Genomic DNA, 19,154 nt, shown 5'->3' with positions numbered 1-19,154 from the left:
GCAAAAGGGGACTGAAAACATGCGTCATTATTTGAACGCAGGCGCGGCGGCCATCGCCATCGTCGCCTGTTCGACGGCTGCGTACGCGCAGGAAACCACATCGTCGATCCGCGGCACCGTCGCCTCGGCAGGCGCGCCCGTCGCGGGCGCCAGCGTCACCATCACCCACGTTCCGTCGGGCACGACCACGACGGCGACCACGGGCGCCGACGGCGGCTTCACCAGCTCGGGCCTGCGCCCCGGCGGCCCGTTCACCGTCGTCGTGACGGCGCCGGGCTTCGCCGACTCGACCGTTACCGACATCAACCTGACCGCCGGTCAGCCGCTGCGTATTCCGGTCGAACTCGCCACGCAGGACGCGATCGTCGTCACCGCGGCGAACATCCGCGCGACCGAGCTGTCGCCCGGCCCGATCACCTCGATCGGCCGTGAGCAGATCGCCACGATCGCGTCGGTCAGCCGCGACATCCGCGACATCGCCCGCCGCGATCCGTTCGCGACGATCGATCCGGGCCAGAGCCGCGGCGTGATGATCGCCGGCCAGAACGCCCGTTTGAACAAGTTCTCGGTCGACGGCCTCGGCTTCTCGGATGATTTCGGCCTTAACGTCGGCGGTCTGCCGACGTCGCGCGGCCCGGTGCCGCTTGACGCGATCGAGCAGTTCTCGGTCAAGGTAGCGCCTTATGACGTGTCGGAAGGCAATTTTCAGGGCGGCGCGATCAACGTCATCCTGCGTTCGGGCACGAACAAGCTGACCGGCACCGCCTTCTACACCTACAACAGCGACAAGCTGACTGGTGACAAGATCCGCACCGGCAAGATCAACCTCGACTTCAAGTCGAAGACCTATGGCGGCTTCCTGTCGGGCCCGCTGATCAAGGACAAGCTGTTCCTCGCGGTCTCCTATGAACATTTGAAGGAAGGCACGCCGATCCAGATCGGTACCGCCGGCTTCCCCAACGTCGTGCCGAACCTGACCGACGCGCAGATCACGAACATCAGCACGATCGCGCGCAGCGCCTATAATTACGACACGTTGGGCGTGCAGCAGTCGACGGTCGAAACCGACGAGAAGTGGACGGTCAAGGCCGACTGGAACATCACCGACGGCCACCGTCTGTCGGCGACCTGGATCCACAACGATTCGAACAACAGCTCGACCGCGGGCTTCTCGTCGATCGTCGGCACCTCGCCGGTGCTGGGCCTCCAGTCGAACAACTATAACCGCCCGGAAAAGGTCGACTCCTACGTCAGCCAGCTGATCTCGGACTGGTCGGACAGCTTCCACACCGAAGTTCGCGGTAACTACCGCAAGTACGACCTGACCCCGCTGCCGTTCGGCGAGTTCAACTTCGCGCAGATGCAGGTCTGCCTCGATCCGACCGCTGCGACGCAGCAGAATGGCGCGGCGAACACCAACGCCACGCTCTGTTCGCAGGGTTCGACCGCCGCGCCGGGCGCCGCGCGTCTCTATTTCGGTCCGGACCAGTTCCGCCACTTCAACTATGTCCGCTACAAGCAATATGGCGGCGATGCGGCGGTTCGCTGGGAATATAAGGACTTCTCGTTCAAGCTGACGGGTGCCTATAGCCACCTCGATGTCCAGAACGCCTTCCTGCAGAACGCCTTCGGCAACTACTATTTCGACTCGGTCGCCGACTTCCAGAATCGTCGCGCGGGCAGCCTCGCGCTCGGCGGTTCGATCACGGGCAACCTGAACGACGCGCTCGCCAGCTTCCAGTATGACAGCTACACGATCGGTCAGCAGGTCGCGTGGGATCCGAGCCCGGATCTCAACATCACCGCCGGTGTCCGCACCGACATGTATGGTGGTCTGACGCCGCCGCCGCTCAACACCTTCTTCACCGCGCGCTACGGCTTCTCCAACCGCGCGACGATCAACGGCAAGTACGTCATCCAGCCGCGCCTCAGCTATACGTGGAGCCCGCTCGACAAGCTGACGCTGAAGGGTGGCGTCGGCCTGTTCGCAGGCGGTTCGCCCAACGTGTTCCTGGGCAACAGCTATTCGGTGTCGGGCGTCGTCCAGAACAGCTTCACGATCACCCGCAACCTGAACGGCGTTGGCTGTCAGGGCGGCATTTCGGATGCGCTGTGTTCGGCCGCTCTCGACAATGTCGATGGTCGTAACCTCAACCCGCTGGTGCAGTCGTTCCTGCGCACGAACACGGCGTCGCTGTCGCTCGCCAACGTCAACGCGCTCGATCCGGACTTCAAGCTGCAGTCGACGTGGAAGGCGAACTTCTCGGCCAGCTACGACCACGACTTCGACAACTTCCTCGGCACCGGCTGGACCGTGGGCTTCGATCTGTATGGCAGCAAGGTGAACTACGCGCCGCTCTATACCGATCTGCGTCTGCGTCGCGTCGGCGTCACCCCCGATGGTCGCCCGCGTTATGCGTCGATCACGCCCACCAGCGCGAACACCGATCTCTATCTGACCAACACCCGTCTGGGTCACTCGGTCATCGGGGCGGTCAGCTGGAACAAGCACTTCGACTACGGCATCGACATCGGCGGCACCTACACGCGTCAGAGCGTGAAGGACGTCAGCTCGATGAATGGCACGACGGCGTCGGGCACCTATGGCCAGAATCCGGTCATCGATCCGAACCGCTCAGCCTATGGCCGCTCGATCTACGAGATCAAGAACAGCTGGAAGCTGCACCTCGATTTCGAACATGAGTATATCGACGGCTACAAGACCCGTCTGAACATCTTCGCCGAGCGTCGTTCGGGCATTCCGTACAGCCTGACGATGAACGACAGCGTTCAGACCAACAGCCACGGCAATGTCTTCGGCACCGCCGGTAGTTCGAACCGCTACCTGCTCTATGTGCCGAACGTGTCGAGCATCACCGCCGACTCGCTCGTCACCTATGACTCGGCGGCGACCTTCAACAACTTCGCGGCCTTCGTGACCGCGAACGGGCTGAAGCAGGGCAAGATCGCGAAGAAGAACTCGCAGACAGCGCCGCACTGGGACAAGATCGATCTCCACATCGATCAGGAAATCCCGCTGCCCGTCGTCTCGACCGGTAAGATCACCGTCTTCGCCGACCTCGAAAACGTGCTGAACATGCTCAACAAGAACTGGGGCTCGCTGCGCCAGGTCGCCTTCCCCTATCTTGCGTCGGTCGTGAACGTGGCCTGCGTGAGCGTGGTGAACGGCAACTGCACCCAGTATCGTTACTCCAACTTCTCGAACCCTGCGGTTGCCAACCAGGGCCGCGTCTCGCTGTGGGCGCTGCGTCTGGGCGCTCGCGTCGGGTTCTGATCACACGGAAGCCGCATGCCCCCGGTTCGCCGGGGGGTGCATATCTGGGCCGCCTCTCCCAACCGGGAGGGGCGGCTCCCTTTATTGACGGACATGTCGCGCTTGCCCGATAGCGTGGCGATGACAGCATCCCTTCAATCCGAATGGCGTTTCTGGATCGATCGCGGGGGCACCTTTACCGATGTCGTGGCGGTAGCGCCGGACGGGACGCTCCACACCGCAAAGCTGCTGTCCGAAGATCCTGGCCGTGCCGATGACGCCGCCGTCGCCGCGATGCGAATGCTGACCGGGGTTGCGCAAGGGCCGCTGCCCGCCGCCAAACTGCGCATCGGCACGACGATTGCGACCAACGCGCTGCTGGAGCGCAAGGGCGAACCCGTCCTGCTCGCAATCACGCGCGGCTTCGGCGATGCGCTGACGATCGGTTATCAGGACCGGCCCGACATCTTTGCGCGCGAGATCCGCCGCCCGCCGCCCGTGCATGCCCGCACGATCGAGATCGACGAGCGCGTGACCGCAGAGGGCGAAGTGCTGCACCCGATCGATACGGACGCCGCGCGCGCCGGGCTGCAGGCGGCGTTCGACGACGGCATCCGGGCCATCGCGATCGTGCTGATGCACGGACATGCTTTTCCGGCGCATGAGGCGGCGCTGGCCGAACTGGCGGCACAGATCGGCTTCACCCAGATCTCGGTCAGCCACCGTGTCAGCCCGCTGATCAAGCTGATCGGGCGTGGCGATACCAGCGTGGTCGACGCCTATCTGTCGCCGGTGCTGCGCCGCTATGTCGACGGGCTGGTCGCGGGGCTGGGGCCGGCATTTGCCGAGCGCGCGCCTCTGTTCATGCAGTCGAACGGCGGGCTGGTCGACGGGCGGCGCTTTCAGGGGAAGGATGCGATCCTCTCCGGCCCCGCCGGCGGGATCGTCGGCCTGGCGCGCACCGCGACCGAGGCAGGGTTCGATCGGGTGATCGGATTCGACATGGGCGGCACATCGACCGACGTGTCGCTGTTCGCCGGCGCTTATGAACGCGACAACGAGACGATCGTCGCGGGCGCGCGCATCCGAGCGCCGATGATGCGGATCCACACCGTCGCGGCGGGGGGCGGATCGATCTGCCGCTTCGCCGACGGGCGGTTTCTGGTGGGGCCGGAATCGGCCGGCGCGGTGCCGGGCCCGGCCTGTTACGGGCGCGGCGGGCCGCTGACTGTCACCGACTGCAACGTCATGCTGGGCAAGATCAGGCCCGAATATTTCCCCAGGCTGTTCGGCCCGAGCGGCGATGCGCCGATCGATATGGGTGCGGTGCGGACGCGGTTCGACGCCCTGCTCGATCAGGTCGAGGCGGAGACCGGCACGCGCCCGACGCGGGAGGCGGCGGCCGAAGGGCTGATCGCGATCGCGGTGGCGAACATGGCGCAGGCGATCAAGGCGATCTCGGTCGCCAAGGGGCATGACGTCGCGGGCTATACGCTCGCCTGTTTCGGCGGGGCGGGCGGGCAGCATGCGTGCCTGGTCGCCGATGCGCTGGGGATGGAGCGGGTGATGATCCACCCGCTCGCAGGCGTGCTCTCGGCCTATGGCATGGGCCTGGCCGATCGCCGTGCGGTGCGCGAACGATCGCTGGGCGTCGCGCCCGATGCGCCGGCGGTCGGCGAGGCGATTGCGGCTCTGGGTGCGGAGGCGCGCGCCGATCTGGCGGCGCAGGGCGTGGACGCGGCGAGCGTCGCGATCGAGGCGCAGCTTCACCTGCGGCACGAGGGGACCGACAGCGCGATCGCGGTGCCCTTCGACCCGGCGGAGGGGATGCGCGTGGCGTTCGTCGAGGAACATCGCCGTCGCTTCGGCTTTGACGGCACCGCGCCGCTGGTGGCCGAGATGGTGACGGTGGAGGCGGTGTCCTCGACCTCTCCACCTCCACTCCGCTCATCTCGAGCGAAGTCGAGAGATGTCGGCGCGGGAGAACGTGTCTCGACTTCGCTCGACACGAGCGGATGGGGTGGGGTGCCGGTGATGGACCGGGCGGATGTGGCGGACCCGATCGATGGCCCGGCGATCCTCCTCGATCCCGTCTCGACGATCGTGGTCGAACCGGGCTGGCGCTGCGCGGTCGATGGCCACGGCAATCTGATCCTGACCCGCACCGCCCCTCTCGCCACGCAGAGCGCGGGGATCGAGGCCGATCCCGTCCGCCTCGAAATCTTCGCCGGCATCTTCATGGGCATCGCCGAGGAAATGGGCGCGGCGCTGCGCAACAGCGCGTCGTCGGTGAACATCCGCGAGCGGCTCGATTTCTCCTGCGCCCTGTTCGACGCCGACGGCAATCTGATCGCCAACGCGCCGCACATCCCGGTCCATCTGGGGTCGATGGGGGAGAGCATTCGCACCGTCATCGCGCGGCGCGCCGGCAGCATGAAGCCGGGCGATGCCTATGCGCTCAACGCGCCCTATGACGGCGGCACGCACCTGCCCGACATCACCGTGATCATGCCGGTCTTCGCCGATGAGGCCGACGCCGCGCCCGCCTGGTTCGTCGCGGCGCGCGGGCATCATGCCGATATCGGGGGGATCAGCCCCGGATCGATGCCGCCGGGCAGTCGCACCGTCGAGGAGGAGGGCGTGATCCTCGACAATGTCCTGCTCGTCGACGGTGGGCGGCTGTGCGAGAGGGAAGTGCGCACGCTGCTGGGCGGCGGGCGCTGGCCATCGCGCAATGTCGACCAGAATATCGCCGATCTCACCGCGCAGGTCGCGGCGTGCACGCGTGGCGCGAGCGAACTCAGGCGGCTCGCCGCGACGCGCGGGCGCGACGTGGTCGACGCCTATATGGCGCATGTGCAGGATCAGGCGGAGGCGGCCGCCGCGCGGTTGATCGACGGGCTGGCCGATGGCGGCGCCACCGTGGGGATGGACGATGGTGCGGTGATCCGCGTCGCCGCCACGGTCGGCGATGGCCGCCTGACGATCGACTTTGCGGGCACGAGCGATCAGCATCCTGGTAATTTCAACGCGCCGCGATCGGTGGTGCGCGCCGCTGTCCTCTACGCGCTGCGCTTGCTGATCGACGAAGCCGTGCCGCTCAACGACGGCGTGATGCGGCGGGTCGATCTACATATTCCGCAAGGCTCCATGCTCGATCCGCGCTTCCCCGCTGCGGTGGTCGCGGGCAATGTCGAGACGAGCCAGGCGATCACCGACGCGCTGCTCCAGGCGCTCGGCGCGATGGCGGGCAGTCAGGGTACGATGAACAACTTCACCTTCGGCGACGAACGCCGCCAATATTATGAAACGATCGCGGGTGGCTCCGGCGCCGGCCCCGACTTCGACGGCGCGAACGTGGTTCAGACGCACATGACCAACAGCCGCCTGACCGACCCCGAAATTTTGGAAACGCGCTTCCCCGTGCTGGTCGAGCAATTCTCGATCCGGCGCGGTTCAGGCGGGGCGGGCGCGTATCGCGGCGGCGACGGCGCGGTGCGGCGCATCCGTTTCCGTGAACCGATGCACGCCGCGATCCTCTCCAACCGCCGCCGCATCGCGCCCGCCGGGCTGGCGGGTGGCGGCGATGGCGCGACCGGCATCAACCGTGTGGAGCGGGCGGACGGCTCGGCCGAAATGCTGGGCGCGACGGCATCGGTTGAGATGACGGCCGGCGATGTCTTCGTGATCGAGACGCCGGGTGGCGGGGGCTGCGGGCGCTGATGCTCGTCCTGCTCGGCATCGCCGTGATCGTCGCGGGCTTCCTGCTGCGCTTCAATCCGCTGCCCGTGGTGATCGCGTCTGCGCTGGTGACGGGGCTGGCGGCGGGGATCGATCCGGTCGCGATCGTCGCGGCGTTCGGCAAGGCGTTCAACGCCAACCGCTTCGTCACCGTCATCTATATCGTACTGCCGGTGATCGGCCTGCTCGAACGCCACGGCTTGCAGCAACGCGCCCGCGCGCTTGTGCTGAAGCTCAAGGGTGCGACCGCCGGGCGCCTGCTGATGGGCTATATGCTGTTTCGTCAGCTGACCGCGGCGGCCGGATTGCTCTCGATCGCTGGCCCCGCGCAGACCGTCCGCCCGCTCGTCGCCCCGATGGCCGATGCCGCCGCCGACGCACAGGTGGGCGAGGCTGACCCACTGGGCGAGGAGGTCCGCGCGATGGCAGCGGCGACCGACAATGTCGGGCTGTTCTTCGGCGAGGACATCTTCCTCGCGGTCGGATCGATCCTGCTGATGAAGGGGATTTTGGAAGGCTATGGCATCGTCATCGAGCCGTTCCACCTGTCGATGTGGGCGATCCCGACGGCGATCGCGGCCTTCCTGATCCACGGCTTCCGGCTGCTGCTGCTCGATCGGCGGCTGAAGGCAAAACGCAAATGATCGGGTTGGCCTTCATCTACGCGGTGGGCGGATTCGTCTTCGCGATTTTCGCATTGCTGGCGGCGCGGGATAGGCGCTTCGCCAACGCCGCCTTCTGGGCGCTGATTGCGCTCAGCATGTGGGCGGGCGATCGGCTGGGCGATCTGGGCAACGGCATCCTCGCGATCGCGCTGGTGCTGATCGCGGCGAGCGGGCGGATGCGGACACAAGTCGTCATCCCGGCGGAGGCCGGGATCTCGGGAGGTGGGAAGACAGGCTTGCGGCAAGAGACGCCTGAGATCCCGGCCTCCGCCGGGATGACGGGTAAGGGAAACTGGTTGTTCCTCCCCGCGCTCGTCATCCCGGTGACGGCGCTGGTCGGCACGCTCGTCTTCAAGCATTTTCCCGACATTTTCGAAGCCAAGCAGACGACGCTCGTCGCGCTGACCTTCGGCGTCATCCTCGCTCTCGGCATCTGTTACGTCTGGCTGCGCCCAAGGCCGGCCGAGCCGTTCGCGGAGGGCGGGCGGCTGATGGATGCGGTCGGCTGGGCGGCGGTGTTGCCGCAGATGTTGACCAGCCTCGGCGCGGTGTTCGCGCTGGCGGGCGTCGGCGATGTCGTCGGGCAGATTGCAGGCGCGGCGATCCCCGGCGGCAGCGTGATCGGCGCGGTGATCGCCTATGCGCTGGGCATGGCGCTGTTCACCATCGTGATGGGCAATGCTTTCGCGGCCTTTCCGGTGATGGCGGCGGCGATCGGCGTGCCGCTGCTGATCCACCAATATCATGGCGATCCGGCGGTGATCGCGGCGATCGGGATGCTCGCGGGCTTTTGCGGCACGCTGCTGACGCCGATGGCGGCGAACTTCAACATCGTGCCGGCGGCGTTGCTCAACCTGTCCGATCGCTATGGCGTGATAAAGCGGCAGGCGGGAACGGCGCTGCCGCTGCTGGCGGTCAATATCGGCCTGCTCTATTGGCTCGCCTTTAGATGAGCCAGCTAGATCAACAGACCGCCTCGCGTTTCGCCCGCCTGACCCTGGGCCATCTGACGCGCGAATGGCCCAACAAGCTCGATCATGTGATGATGGGGCCGGACGACGTGGCGAGCCCGTCCGCGCTGCACCCGATCTTCTACGGCAGTTTCGACTGGCATAGCTGCGTGCATGGCTGGTGGCAGGTGATGCGCATCCTGCGCCTCTATCCCGATCTCGACGCCGCGCCCGCGATCCGCGCGCTGGCCGATGCGATGCTGGTGCAGGACAAGGCGGCGGTCGAGCTCGCTTATCTGGAACGCCCCGCTTCGGCGGCGTTCGAGCGGCCTTATGGCTGGGGCTGGCTACTCGCGCTCCACGCCGAACTGGCCGAGCATGATGCGCCTTGGGCGGCGGTGATCGAGCCGATGGCGCGGCTGATCGCGCGGCGGCTCGACGATTATCTGGGCAAGATGACCTATCCGATCCGGGTCGGCACGCACTTCAATTCGGCCTTCGCGCTCACCCTGTCGCTCGATTGGGCGGAGCGCCACGACGGACAACTCGCCAACCATATCCGCCGCGCGGGCTATCGCTGGTTCAAGGATGATCGCGGCTGCCAGGCGTGGGAGCCGGGCGGGGACGAGTTTCTGTCGTCGGCGCTTAGCGAGGCCCTGTTCATGTCGGCTGCGCTCGATCGCCCCAGCTTTGCCGAATGGTTCGGCCACTTCCTGCCGCACTTTGCCGAGCATCGCCCGGCGACCCTGTTCACGCCCGCTTTCGTATCGGATCGCAGCGACGGCAAGATCGCGCATCTCGACGGGCTGAACCTCAGCCGCGCCTGGTGCCTGCGCCGGATCGCCCGCGCGCTGGGCCGCGAACATGCGCTCAACAGCCTGCTGCGCACGACGGCGGAGGCGCATCTGCACGCCGCACTCCCGCATCTGGCGGACGATTATGCGGGGGAACATTGGCTCGCCACCTTCGCGCTGCTGGCGCTTGAGGCGTGATTTCCTGACCCCGCTCGTGTCGAGCGAAGTCGAGACACGGCCACGCGCGCCAAGCCAACGTGTCTCGACTTCGCTCGACACGAGCGGAAGGAGGAGCCATAGCCCCGAAATGCTGGACGAACGCATCCTCTTCATCGACGCCGAGGCGCTGATCATCGACAAGCCCGCCGGGCTTCCGGTCGATGCCCCGCGCGATGGTTCCCTCAGCGTCGAGAACCATCTTCAGTCGCTCGCCTTCGGGTTCAAGCGCTGGCCGCAACCGGTGCACCGGCTCGATCGCGACACATCGGGCTGCCTGCTGCTCGCGCGCACGCCCAAGGCGCATAAGCGCTTTCAGCAGGCGTTCGAGGAAGGGACGGTCGAGAAGGTCTATCTCGCGGTCCTCGACGGCGTGCCCGAAGCCAGCGAAGGCGTGGTCGACATGCCGCTCGCCAAGGTTTCGACTCGTGAGGCGGGCTGGCGGATGGTCGGCAACCCCAAGGGCAAGGCGGCGCGCACCGCGTGGCGGCTGGTGACGACGGTGAATGGCCGCGCGCTGGTCGAGTTCAAGCCTGCTACCGGCCGCACCCACCAGATCCGCGTCCACGCGGCGAGCGGGATCGGCGTGCCGATCCTGGGCGATCCGGTCTATGGCCGCGAACTCGGGCACCGGATGCTGCTCCACGCCGCGTCGCTGTCGGTCCCGCGTGAGGGCAAGGGGCCGGTCGCCGCGACCGCGCCGATGCCCGATACGTTCAAGGCGCTGGGCTTTACCGAAGCCAAAGATGCCGAAGACTGAGGCGCCGGCCCTGCCCGAAAGCGCGATCGAGGAACGCTTCCTCGCCGCGACCGGGCCGGGCGGGCAGAACGTCAACAAGGTGGCGACGGCCGCGCAGATCCGGCTCGATGTCTTCGCGCTCGGCCTCGCGCCCGACGTCTATCGGCGATTGAAGGCGCTGGCGGGCAGCAAGTGGACGAACGAGGGCGAGATCGTCATCACCGCGCGCAGCCACCGCACGCGCGAAGCGAACCGCGAGGATGGCCGCCGCCGCCTCGCAGATCTCGTCGCTGCAGCCCATGTCCGCCCCGAGAGGCGGGTGAAGACCAAACCCAGCAAGGCCGCCAAGGCCAAGCGGGTTGAAGCCAAGACATCGCGGGGCCAGATCAAGCGCGGCCGCGCCCGGCCGAACCTGGAGTAGTTTTCGAATGTATGATTTCGCGGCCAAGGCCGGCTCGGACAAGCAGACCCTCTATGCCGACCTGCTCTCGGCGATCGGCGCGATCACGGCGGACGAGCGCGATCCGATCGCCAACATGGCGAATGCGGCCGCCCTGATCTGGGAATTCCTGCCCGATCTCAACTGGGCCGGCTTTTACCGGGTCGACGCGGCAGAGACCGGCCTCGTCCTCGGCCCGTTCCAGGGCAAGGCGGCGTGCATCCGGATCGAAAACGGGCGCGGCGTGTGCGGTGCCGCGATGGCGACGCGCGAGATCCAGTGCGTCGCCGATGTCCACGCCTTCCCCGGCCACATTGCCTGCGACGCGGCCTCCGCCTCCGAACTGGTCGTGCCGATCGAACATGAGGGCCGCTTTCTGGGCGTCCTCGACCTCGATAGCCCGATCCCCGGCCGCTTCGACCATGACGACGTCGTCGGCTGCGCGGAGCTGATGGCGGTGCTGGGGCCGCGGATCGCGGGGTGAAGGCCAAAAGTTTCCTATAGGAAACTTCCTACACGCCGTCGTCCCGGCCTCCGTGGGGATGACGACCGTTTTCGACGTAATCGGGGTTCACGGCCTTCGGCATGACCACTAGCATCGCGCCATCCATGCCGTCCGTTTTCACCATCCCCGCCAACCGTGCCTTTGCCGATGCGCTTGCGGCGGGGCTGATTGCGATGACGCGGCACGAGCCGCTCGGCCTTGCGCGGGCGACGTTGTTCGTGCCGAGCAATCGTGCGGGCAAGGCGATTTCGGATGCGTTCGTAAGGCGGGCCGAGGGCGGGTTGCTGCTGCCGCGGCTGATCGCGGTGGGCGATCCCAATCTCGATGAGCGGCTGGGCGGGCTGTTCGATCCGCTGTTGAGCGACCCGGTGCCGCCCGCGATCGATCCGGTCGAGCGGCAGTTCATCCTCGCGCGGCTGGTGAGTGAGGCGCGCGTGCTGGCGGGCGAGCCGGTCGAAGGGGCGGAGGCGGTACGGCTGGCGGCGGACCTCGCCCGCACGATCGATGAACTGACGATCGAGGGGGTGACGACCGCCGATCTCGCCAAGGCGGTCGAAAATCCCGAACTTTCCGATCACTGGCGGCGTGCGCTGTCAGTGCTGGAGGCGGTGGCCGATCGTTGGCCGGGCGAACTGGCGAAGCGCAGGCAGATCGACATGGCCGATCGGCGCAACCGGCTGCTCCGTGGCCTCGGCGCGCGCTGGCGCGATGCGCCGCCGCAGGGGCTGGTGGTCGCGGCGGGCATCAGCAGCGGGGCGCCGGCGGTGGCCGAACTGCTCCATGTGATCGCGCGGCTGCCGCAGGGGATGGTCGTGCTGCCCGGCCTCGATGCGAGCGGGCCGGCCGCCGAGTGGGATGCGCTGGGGCCGTTCGCGCGCGAGGAAGGCATGGCCCCCCGGCGCTCGATCGAGACGCATCCGCAATTCCAGATGAAGCTGCTGCTCGATCGGCTGGGCGTCGGGCGCGGTGAGGTGCAGAACTGGCGCTGGGGCGGGCGGCGCGATGCGGCGGCGGTGCGCGCGCGGGCGATTGCCAATGCGATGGCGCCTGCCGAGTTCACCGACAAATGGGCGACCTTGCCCAATGCCGAACGCCGCCTGTCGGGCGTGCGCGCGATCGAACTCGCCAATCCGGCCGAGGAGGCGCAGGCGATCGCGATCGCGTTGCGAGGCGCGATCGAGACGCCGGGGCGGACGGCCGCTCTGGTGACGCCCGATCGCGCGTTGGCGCGGCGCGTGGCGGCGCATCTGAAACGCTGGGACATCGTGGCGGACGACAGCGCAGGCACGCCGCTGTCGCTGACGCCGGCGGGTGCGTTGCTGCTGGGCATTGCCGAGGCAGCGGCGGAGCGGTTCGCGCCGGTGCCGCTGCTCGCCTTGCTCAAGCATCCGTTGGTGATGAAGGGTGAGGAACGGCTCGACTGGCTGGAGGGCGCGCGCGCGCTCGACGTCGCGCTGCGTGGGCCGCGTCCGGCGCCGGGACTGGGCGGGGTGACCGCCTTCCTGCTCGACGGCGATCGGCATACGGCGTGGAAGCGCAAGGCGGCGCTGGGCTTCTGGGGGGAGGCGCGCAAGCTGCTGGAGCCGTTGGAGGCTGCCTTTTCCAACCCATCCACCCCACTCCGCTCATCCCGAGCGACGTCGAGGGATGTTGGCATGGGAGAACGTGTCTCGACTTCGCTCGACACGAGCGGTGAGGGGGAGGAGGGCGGAACGCTTGCATCCTATCTCGCCGCCCTCCGCGAAGCCGCGACCGCGCTCACCGGCGACGCCGCCTGGGCGGGGCCGGATGGGCGCGCGGCGGCGGATATGATTGCGGAGCTGGAGGCGGCGGCGCCGCTCGGCCCCGAACGGTTCGATCCGGCGGGGCTGGTGCCGATGCTGCGCGGCTTCACGGATGCGCAGGCGGTGCGCCCGCCGCAGGGCGGGCATCCGCGCGTATCGATCTGGGGTCTGTTGGAAGCGCGCTTGCAACAGGCGGATCTGATGGTGCTGGGCGGGTTGAACGAGGGCATCTGGCCGACCTTGCCCAGCCCCGATCCGTGGCTCGCGCCGCGCATCCGCGCCGAACTGGGGCTGCCGGGGCTGGAACGGCGGATCGGGCTGTCCGCGCACGACTTTGCGATGGCGCTGGGCGCGAAACAGGTGATCGTCACCCGCGCCCGCCGCGATGCGCGCGCGCCGACGATCGCGTCGCGATTCTGGCTGCGGCTGGAGGCGATGACCGGCGGGATGACGCAGCATCCGGCGCTGCGCAGCTGGGCGCTGGCGCTCGATCGCACGGCCGAAGTGCCGCCCGCGCGCCGCCCCGCGCCGGTGCCGCCGGTCGAGCATCGCCCCAAGGAGATCGCCGTCACCAAGCTCGATCGGCTCAAGGCGGACCCCTACGCTTTCTATGCCGACGCGATGCTCAAGCTCTATCCGCTCGACGCGGTCGATGCCGATCCGACCGCGGCGTGGCGCGGCACCGCGGTCCATGCCGTGCTCGAAGCGTGGATGCTGGAGGATGGGGCCGATCCCGAACAATTGCTGCCCCGCGCCCGCGCGATGCTCGACGCGATGGCGGCGCATCCGGTGATGCGCGCCTTGTGGGAGCCGCGCCTGTTGGAGGCGATCGGACAGTTTGCCGATTTCTTCCGCGATATGAAGCGCGACAATCGCCGGCCGCTGGTCGCCGAGGTGAAGGGGACGACGCGCATCGCTGGCGTGACGCTGAAGGGCACGGTCGACCGGATTGATCGCCTGCCGGGCGGCGGCCTTGCGATCGTCGATTACAAGACGGGCACGCCACCCAAGGGCAAGCAGGTGGCCGCCGGCTATGCGATGCAGTTGGGGCTGCTGGGCCTGATCGCCGAACATGGCGGGTTCAAGGATGAAAAGGACGCCGTGATCGAGGGCACGCCCGAAGCCTTCGAATATTGGTCATTGGCGCGGGCGGTGGGCAGCGGATTGCTCGGCTATATCTCGACGCCGGTTGGCGGGCGGGGCGGGATCGACCCGACCGATTTCATGCCGCTGGCCGCGCGCGTCTTTGAAGAAGCGGCGGGCAAGTGGCTGACGGGGCTGGAGCCGTTCACCGCCAAGCTCCACCCCGAACATGCGCCTTATGGGGATTTCGATCAGCTGATGCGCCTCGACGAATGGTATGGGCGCGGCCAGTGAGCAAGCGGCTGAAACCCCTCCAGAAGCTGATGGAGCAGCAGAAGGCGGCATCCGATCCGGGGTCGCTGGTGTGGCTGTCGGCGTCGGCGGGCACGGGCAAGACCCACGTCCTGACCGCGCGGGTGCTGCGCCTGCTGCTCAACGGCCGGCGGCCCGAGAGCATCCTGTGTCTGACCTTCACCAAGGCGGGCGCGGCGGAGATGGCCGAGCGTATCCACGGACGGCTGGCCTATTGGGCGCGGTTGAAGGCGACCGAACTCAAGAAGGAATTGTTCCAGCTTGGCGAGGATGACAGCCCGGAAGCCGTCGCCCGCGCGCGCACATTGTTCGCGCGGGTGCTGGAGGCGCCGGGCGGTGGTCTGCGCATCCAGACGATCCACGCCTTCTGCCAGACATTGCTCGCGGGCTTCCCCGCGGAGGCTGGGCTGGTGCCCGGTTTTCGCCCGATCGAGGGGCGCGAGGAGGCGGCGCTCGCGCGCTCGACGCTTGCGACGATGCTGGCCGATGCGACGCAAGGCGGCGATCTGCCGCTAATCCGCGATGTGCAGGCGCTCAGCCGCCGGCTGGGCGAGGACAAGGCCGAAAGCTATCTGATGGATTGCGCGCGGCGGCCCGACGCGATGCGCGCGCTGGGGATGCGCGAGGGGATCGAGGCGCGGCTGCGCATGGCGCTGGGCGTGCCGATCGGCGATGTCGAAAGCGTGATCGTCGAACGGTGCGACGCGCTCGACATGGGCTGCTTCCATGCGATCGCGCAGGCCAATGGCACGTGGGGCACGGCGACGGGGTTGAAGGATGCCGATCGCGTCGTCGCTTTCATCAACGCAAGCGCGGCCTCGCGCGCGGCGATGCTCGACGACATCATCGGGGTGGCGCTGACCAAGGATGGAAGCCCGCGCAAATACTCCCAAAAGCTGATCGACGCCGAACCGCTCTACGTCCCGCATTGCGAGCGGCTGGTCGAGCAGGTGCGCGCGCTGATCGAACTGCGGATGAAGGCAGCACTGGCGAGCCTGCTCGGTGCGGCGCTCCGCGCAGGGCAGAGCTATGCGCTGGCCTATGAGGGCGCGAAGCGGGCGGGCGGGCTGGTCGACTTCGACGATCTGATCCGCGCGACCGTGCGCCTGCTCGATACGCCGGGTATGGGCGAATGGGTCCGCTACAAGCTCGATCAGCAGACCGACCATATTCTTGTCGACGAGGCGCAGGATACCAACCGGTCGCAATGGGACATTGTCGAGGCGCTGGCGGGCGAGTTTTTCGCGGGCGAGGGCGCGCGCGACAGCCGGGTCGTGCGGACGATGTTTACTGTCGGCGACTTCAAGCAGGCGATCTTCGGTTTCCAGGGCACCGACCCGCGCGCCTTCGAACGCGCGCGCATCGCGTTCCAGCTGAAGGCAATACGCGGCGATCGCGAGTTCGCCGAATTGTCGCTCGACCGCAGCTTCCGCTCTACGCCGCCGGTCCTCGAGCTGGTCGACCGGATGATCGCCGATCTGGGCAGCGAGGGGCTGGGGCTTCAGCAGATCGCAGAACCGCATATGTCGGCACGGTCGCATCTGCCGGGGCAGGTGACGCTTTGGAAACCGCTGTCGATCGAGGCGGTCGACGATATCGAGGATGCGGGCGAGGAAAGCTGGGAGAATGATGCGACGCGCGAGTTCGCGACCCGGCTCGCGCGGCAGATACGGTTGTGGCTCAAGGAGCCGATGTACATGCCGGGGCTGGGGCGGACGCTCAGGCCCGAGGATATTCTTGTCCTCGTGCGCCGGCGCGGAAGCCTCGCCTCGTTGATCGTCGCGCGGCTCCATGCTGAGGGCGTGCCGGTGGCGGGCGTCGATCGTCTGCGGCTGAATGCACCGCTGGCGGTGCGCGATTTGCTGGCGGCGGTGCGCTTCGCCCTGCAACCGGGGGATGATCTCAGCCTCGCGGCGCTGCTCGTCTCGCCTTTGTTCGGGTGGAGCCAGGAGCGGCTTTACGACGTCGGTTTCGGGCGCAAGGGCAGCTTGCTCAAGGCGGTGCGCGAGAGCGGGGACGATGCGGTCGCGATGCTCGACGATCTGCTCGGACAGGCCGATTTCACCACGCCTTATCGCTTCCTCGAACATATGCTCACCGGCCCGATGCAGGGTCGCGCGCGGCTGATCGCGCGGCTGGGGCAGGAGGCGCGCGATCCGATCGAGGAATTGCTCAACGCCGCGCTCCAGTTCGAAGGGGTGGCGACGGCGTCGCTCCAGCGCTTCCTCGACTGGTTCGATCGCGGCGATGTCGAGATCACGCGCGATCCTTCCGCCCCCGCCGATGCGGTGCGGGTGATGACGGCGCACGGCTCCAAGGGGTTGCAGGCGCCGCTCGTCATCCTAGCCGATGCGACCGGCGATCCCGATGCAAACCGGGGTGCGACGCTCGGTTGGCGGATCGATGAGGAGGCCGATCCGGTGCCCGTCCCGCGTCCCAAGAAGGACGAGATGGTCGACGAACTGCGCCGCGACGCCGACGATCACGCCGCGCGCGAGGCGGCTGAGCATTGGCGGCTGCTCTATGTCGCCGCGACCCGCGCCGAGGAGCATCTGGTGATCGGCGGCGCGCTCGGCCCGCGCGCCAAGGGCGTGCCGCCCGCACGTAGCTGGTATGGCGCGATCGAGGCGGCGATGACGGGACTGGGCGCCGAGCCGGTCGAGGATGAACTGTGGGGCACGGCCAGCCATTTCCGGGGCAGCGCACCGGTGGCGGCGGGCGCCCGCAAGGAGCCGAAGCCGCGCAGCGACCTGCCGGTCATCACCGAACCCGGCTGGCTGCGCGCTGTAGCGCCGCGCGAGGAAAGGCCGCCGCGTCCGCTCGCGCCGTCGTCGCTGGGGCCGGACGAGGTCGCCGATCCGCCGCCCTCGCCCGCGATGCGTGTGGCGGCGAAACGCGGTTCGCTGCTCCACCAATTGTTCGAACGGCTGCCGGGCGTGGCGCCGGCCGACCGGGCGGGTGCCGCTGAACGCTGGCTGGAACATTCGGCGGGCGTGGCGGACGTGGACGAACGACGCGCTCTGGTGGCCGATGCCTGTGCGGTGATCGACCATCCCGATTTCGCGGCCGTATTCGCGTCCGATGCGCTTGCCGAAGCGCCGATCGCGGCGGTGGTCGATGGCGAAGTGATCGCCGGCACGGTCGATCGGCTGCTCGTGTCGCCGGATCGCGTGATGGTGGTCGATTTCAAGACCGGGCGGCGCGTGCCGGGTTCGGTCGAGGCAGTGCCAGGGCATCATAAGCGGCAGATGGGGGCCTATGCCGCTGCGCTTGCGACCATATTTCCCGGCCGTCGGATCGAGGCGGGGCTGCTCTATACCAGCGGCCCGACCCTGATGGCCTTGCCGCCCGATCTGCTCGAAGCGCACAAGCCGGGCTTTAGGGGGGCGGAGCAAAAGCAGGCGACAGGCCGTTGAGCGGGGCGCGGACCCGCCTTACATCTCTGGGCAACGAAGGAGTTTCAGTCCCATGCCGACCAAAGCCATTACCGACTCGTCGTTCCAGACCGATGTGATTTCCGCCGAAGGCCCCGTCCTCGTCGACTTCTGGGCCGAATGGTGCGGCCCGTGTAAGATGATCGGCCCGAGCCTTGAGGAAATCTCGGAGGAACTGGGCGGCAAGGTCACGATCGCCAAGCTGAACATCGACGAGAATCCCGATGCCCCCGGCCGTTACGGCGTGCGCGGCATCCCGACGATGATCCTGTTCAAGAACGGCCAGCCGACCGCCACCAAGGTGGGCGCGGCCCCCAAGAGCCAGCTCAAGGGCTGGCTTGAAGGCGAACTGTAAGTTCGGCTGACTTTTTCTCGTCATTGCGAGCGTAGCGAAGCAATCCATTCCGCAGTTCGGAGTGGATTGCCGCGTCGCCTGCGGCTCCTCGCAATGACGATTTAGGTGAACGCGCGCACGGCAATCGTCGTGACGCGCGTTTGTCGTTTTGGGATTAGTCGGCGTCGCTCTGTTGTGACGGATGCGCGGCCGCGACCGCGTCGATCGCGCGCATTCGCGCCGCCACCGCGACGATGTGGGGGTAGGGCGTCAGATCGACCGCAAAGCGTTCGGCCGAATAGACCTGCGGCACCAGGCAGCAATCGGCGATCGTTGGCGTGTCGCCATAGGCAAAGCCCGCGCCGTGGCGCGCGATCAGGGTTTCGAGCGCCGCGAAGCCATCGCCGATCCAGCGCGCGATCCAGGCGTCGACCTGCGGTTGCTGGGCGCCCAGATCGGCCTTGAGCGCGTTCAGCACGCGCAGATTGTTGAGTGGGTGGATGTCGCACGCGACCAGGGCCGCCATCGACCGGACGATCGCGCGGCCCGATGCGTCGGCCGGGAGCAAGGCGGGATCGGGCCATGTCTCCTCGATCCATTCGAGGATGGCGAGGCTCTGCGTCAGCGTCAGCCCGTCGGCCTCGATCGCGGGCACCAGCCCTTGCGGCGCGAGCGCGACATAATCGGGCAAGCGCTGGGCACCTGTGCGCAGATCGTGGGTGACGCGATCATGCGGCACGTTTTTGAGCGCGAGGGCGATCCGCACCCGATAGCCCGCGCCCGATCGCCAATAATCGTGAAGGGTCAGCATGGGAGCATCCTCGCAGACTTGGGGCGTGATGGCGTTTCATATTTCGCACGATCGCCGCTATCGCTGTGCAATC

The 19,154-nt window shown here is 67.6% G+C and carries 12 protein-coding genes; 11 read left to right on the top strand and 1 reads right to left on the bottom strand.

Annotated features, from left to right (window positions below; translation table 11 throughout):
• The first annotated feature begins 19 nt into the window (after positions 1-19).
• The 11 genes from EOD43_RS22955 to trxA all read left to right on the top strand — a co-directional run bounded on the left by EOD43_RS22955 (position 20) and on the right by trxA (position 18,291).
• Positions 20-3,295 (top strand): TonB-dependent receptor, encoded by a 3,276-nt coding sequence (locus tag EOD43_RS22955; protein WP_127746759.1) that lies wholly within the window; start codon positions 20-22, stop codon positions 3,293-3,295.
• Positions 3,296-3,415: 120 nt separating this feature from the next.
• Positions 3,416-6,997 (top strand): hydantoinase B/oxoprolinase family protein, encoded by a 3,582-nt coding sequence (locus EOD43_RS22950; protein WP_127746758.1) that lies wholly within the window; start codon positions 3,416-3,418, stop codon positions 6,995-6,997.
• On the top strand, positions 6,997-7,659 hold the full coding sequence (locus EOD43_RS22945) for a DUF969 domain-containing protein (protein WP_127746757.1): 663 nt from the start codon (positions 6,997-6,999) through the stop codon (positions 7,657-7,659). Before EOD43_RS22950 ends, EOD43_RS22945 begins: the two co-directional genes overlap by 1 nt.
• Positions 7,656-8,633, top strand: coding sequence for a DUF979 domain-containing protein (locus tag EOD43_RS22940; protein WP_127746756.1), 978 nt, complete (start codon positions 7,656-7,658; stop codon positions 8,631-8,633). Before EOD43_RS22945 ends, EOD43_RS22940 begins: the two co-directional genes overlap by 4 nt.
• Positions 8,630-9,622, top strand: coding sequence for a DUF2891 domain-containing protein (locus EOD43_RS22935; RefSeq protein WP_127746755.1), 993 nt, complete (start codon positions 8,630-8,632; stop codon positions 9,620-9,622). Before EOD43_RS22940 ends, EOD43_RS22935 begins: the two co-directional genes overlap by 4 nt.
• 109 nt (positions 9,623-9,731) lie before the next feature.
• Positions 9,732-10,400, top strand: a complete 669-nt coding sequence (locus EOD43_RS22930; protein ID WP_127746754.1) for an RluA family pseudouridine synthase — start codon at positions 9,732-9,734, stop codon at positions 10,398-10,400.
• Positions 10,387-10,800 (top strand): alternative ribosome rescue aminoacyl-tRNA hydrolase ArfB, encoded by a 414-nt coding sequence (gene arfB / locus EOD43_RS22925; RefSeq protein WP_127746753.1) that lies wholly within the window; start codon positions 10,387-10,389, stop codon positions 10,798-10,800. Before EOD43_RS22930 ends, arfB begins: the two co-directional genes overlap by 14 nt.
• Positions 10,801-10,807: 7 nt before the next feature.
• Positions 10,808-11,302: a GAF domain-containing protein gene (locus EOD43_RS22920; RefSeq protein ID WP_127746752.1), complete on the top strand. Its 495-nt coding sequence runs from the start codon at positions 10,808-10,810 to the stop codon at positions 11,300-11,302.
• A gap of 101 nt (positions 11,303-11,403) precedes the next feature.
• Positions 11,404-14,484: a double-strand break repair protein AddB gene (gene addB / locus EOD43_RS22915; RefSeq protein ID WP_206363631.1), complete on the top strand. Its 3,081-nt coding sequence runs from the start codon at positions 11,404-11,406 to the stop codon at positions 14,482-14,484.
• A complete protein-coding gene (addA, locus tag EOD43_RS22910; RefSeq protein ID WP_420822473.1) occupies positions 14,481-17,918 on the top strand; it encodes a double-strand break repair helicase AddA in 3,438 nt (1,145 codons plus the stop codon). Before addB ends, addA begins: the two co-directional genes overlap by 4 nt.
• 52 nt (positions 17,919-17,970) lie before the next feature.
• Positions 17,971-18,291: a thioredoxin TrxA gene (gene trxA / locus EOD43_RS22905; protein WP_127746750.1), complete on the top strand. Its 321-nt coding sequence runs from the start codon at positions 17,971-17,973 to the stop codon at positions 18,289-18,291.
• Between the two features lie 154 nt (positions 18,292-18,445).
• On the opposite strand, the gene maiA is transcribed toward trxA, so the two are convergent.
• Positions 18,446-19,081: a maleylacetoacetate isomerase gene (gene maiA, locus EOD43_RS22900; RefSeq protein ID WP_206363630.1), complete on the bottom strand. Its 636-nt coding sequence runs from the start codon at positions 19,079-19,081 to the stop codon at positions 18,446-18,448.
• Between the last annotated feature and the right edge of the window lie 73 nt (positions 19,082-19,154).

It is taken from the genome of Sphingomonas crocodyli, assembly GCF_004005865.1.
GTDB lineage: Bacteria > Pseudomonadota > Alphaproteobacteria > Sphingomonadales > Sphingomonadaceae > Rhizorhabdus > Rhizorhabdus crocodyli.
This window is presented reverse-complemented; position numbering and strand designations above follow the sequence as displayed.

Coding starts and splice junctions, on each gene's coding strand:
- EOD43_RS22945 (WP_127746757.1), top strand. CDS start 6,997: ATGCTCGTCCTGCTCGGCATCGCCGTGATCGTCGCGGGCTTCCTGCTG.
- EOD43_RS22935 (WP_127746755.1), top strand. CDS start 8,630: ATGAGCCAGCTAGATCAACAGACCGCCTCGCGTTTCGCCCGCCTGACC.
- EOD43_RS22930 (WP_127746754.1), top strand. CDS start 9,732: ATGCTGGACGAACGCATCCTCTTCATCGACGCCGAGGCGCTGATCATC.
- maiA (WP_206363630.1), bottom strand. CDS start 19,081: ATGCTGACCCTTCACGATTATTGGCGATCGGGCGCGGGCTATCGGGTG.
- EOD43_RS22920 (WP_127746752.1), top strand. CDS start 10,808: ATGTATGATTTCGCGGCCAAGGCCGGCTCGGACAAGCAGACCCTCTAT.
- trxA (WP_127746750.1), top strand. CDS start 17,971: ATGCCGACCAAAGCCATTACCGACTCGTCGTTCCAGACCGATGTGATT.
- arfB (WP_127746753.1), top strand. CDS start 10,387: ATGCCGAAGACTGAGGCGCCGGCCCTGCCCGAAAGCGCGATCGAGGAA.
- EOD43_RS22940 (WP_127746756.1), top strand. CDS start 7,656: ATGATCGGGTTGGCCTTCATCTACGCGGTGGGCGGATTCGTCTTCGCG.
- addB (WP_206363631.1), top strand. CDS start 11,404: ATGACCACTAGCATCGCGCCATCCATGCCGTCCGTTTTCACCATCCCC.
- EOD43_RS22955 (WP_127746759.1), top strand. CDS start 20: ATGCGTCATTATTTGAACGCAGGCGCGGCGGCCATCGCCATCGTCGCC.
- EOD43_RS22950 (WP_127746758.1), top strand. CDS start 3,416: ATGACAGCATCCCTTCAATCCGAATGGCGTTTCTGGATCGATCGCGGG.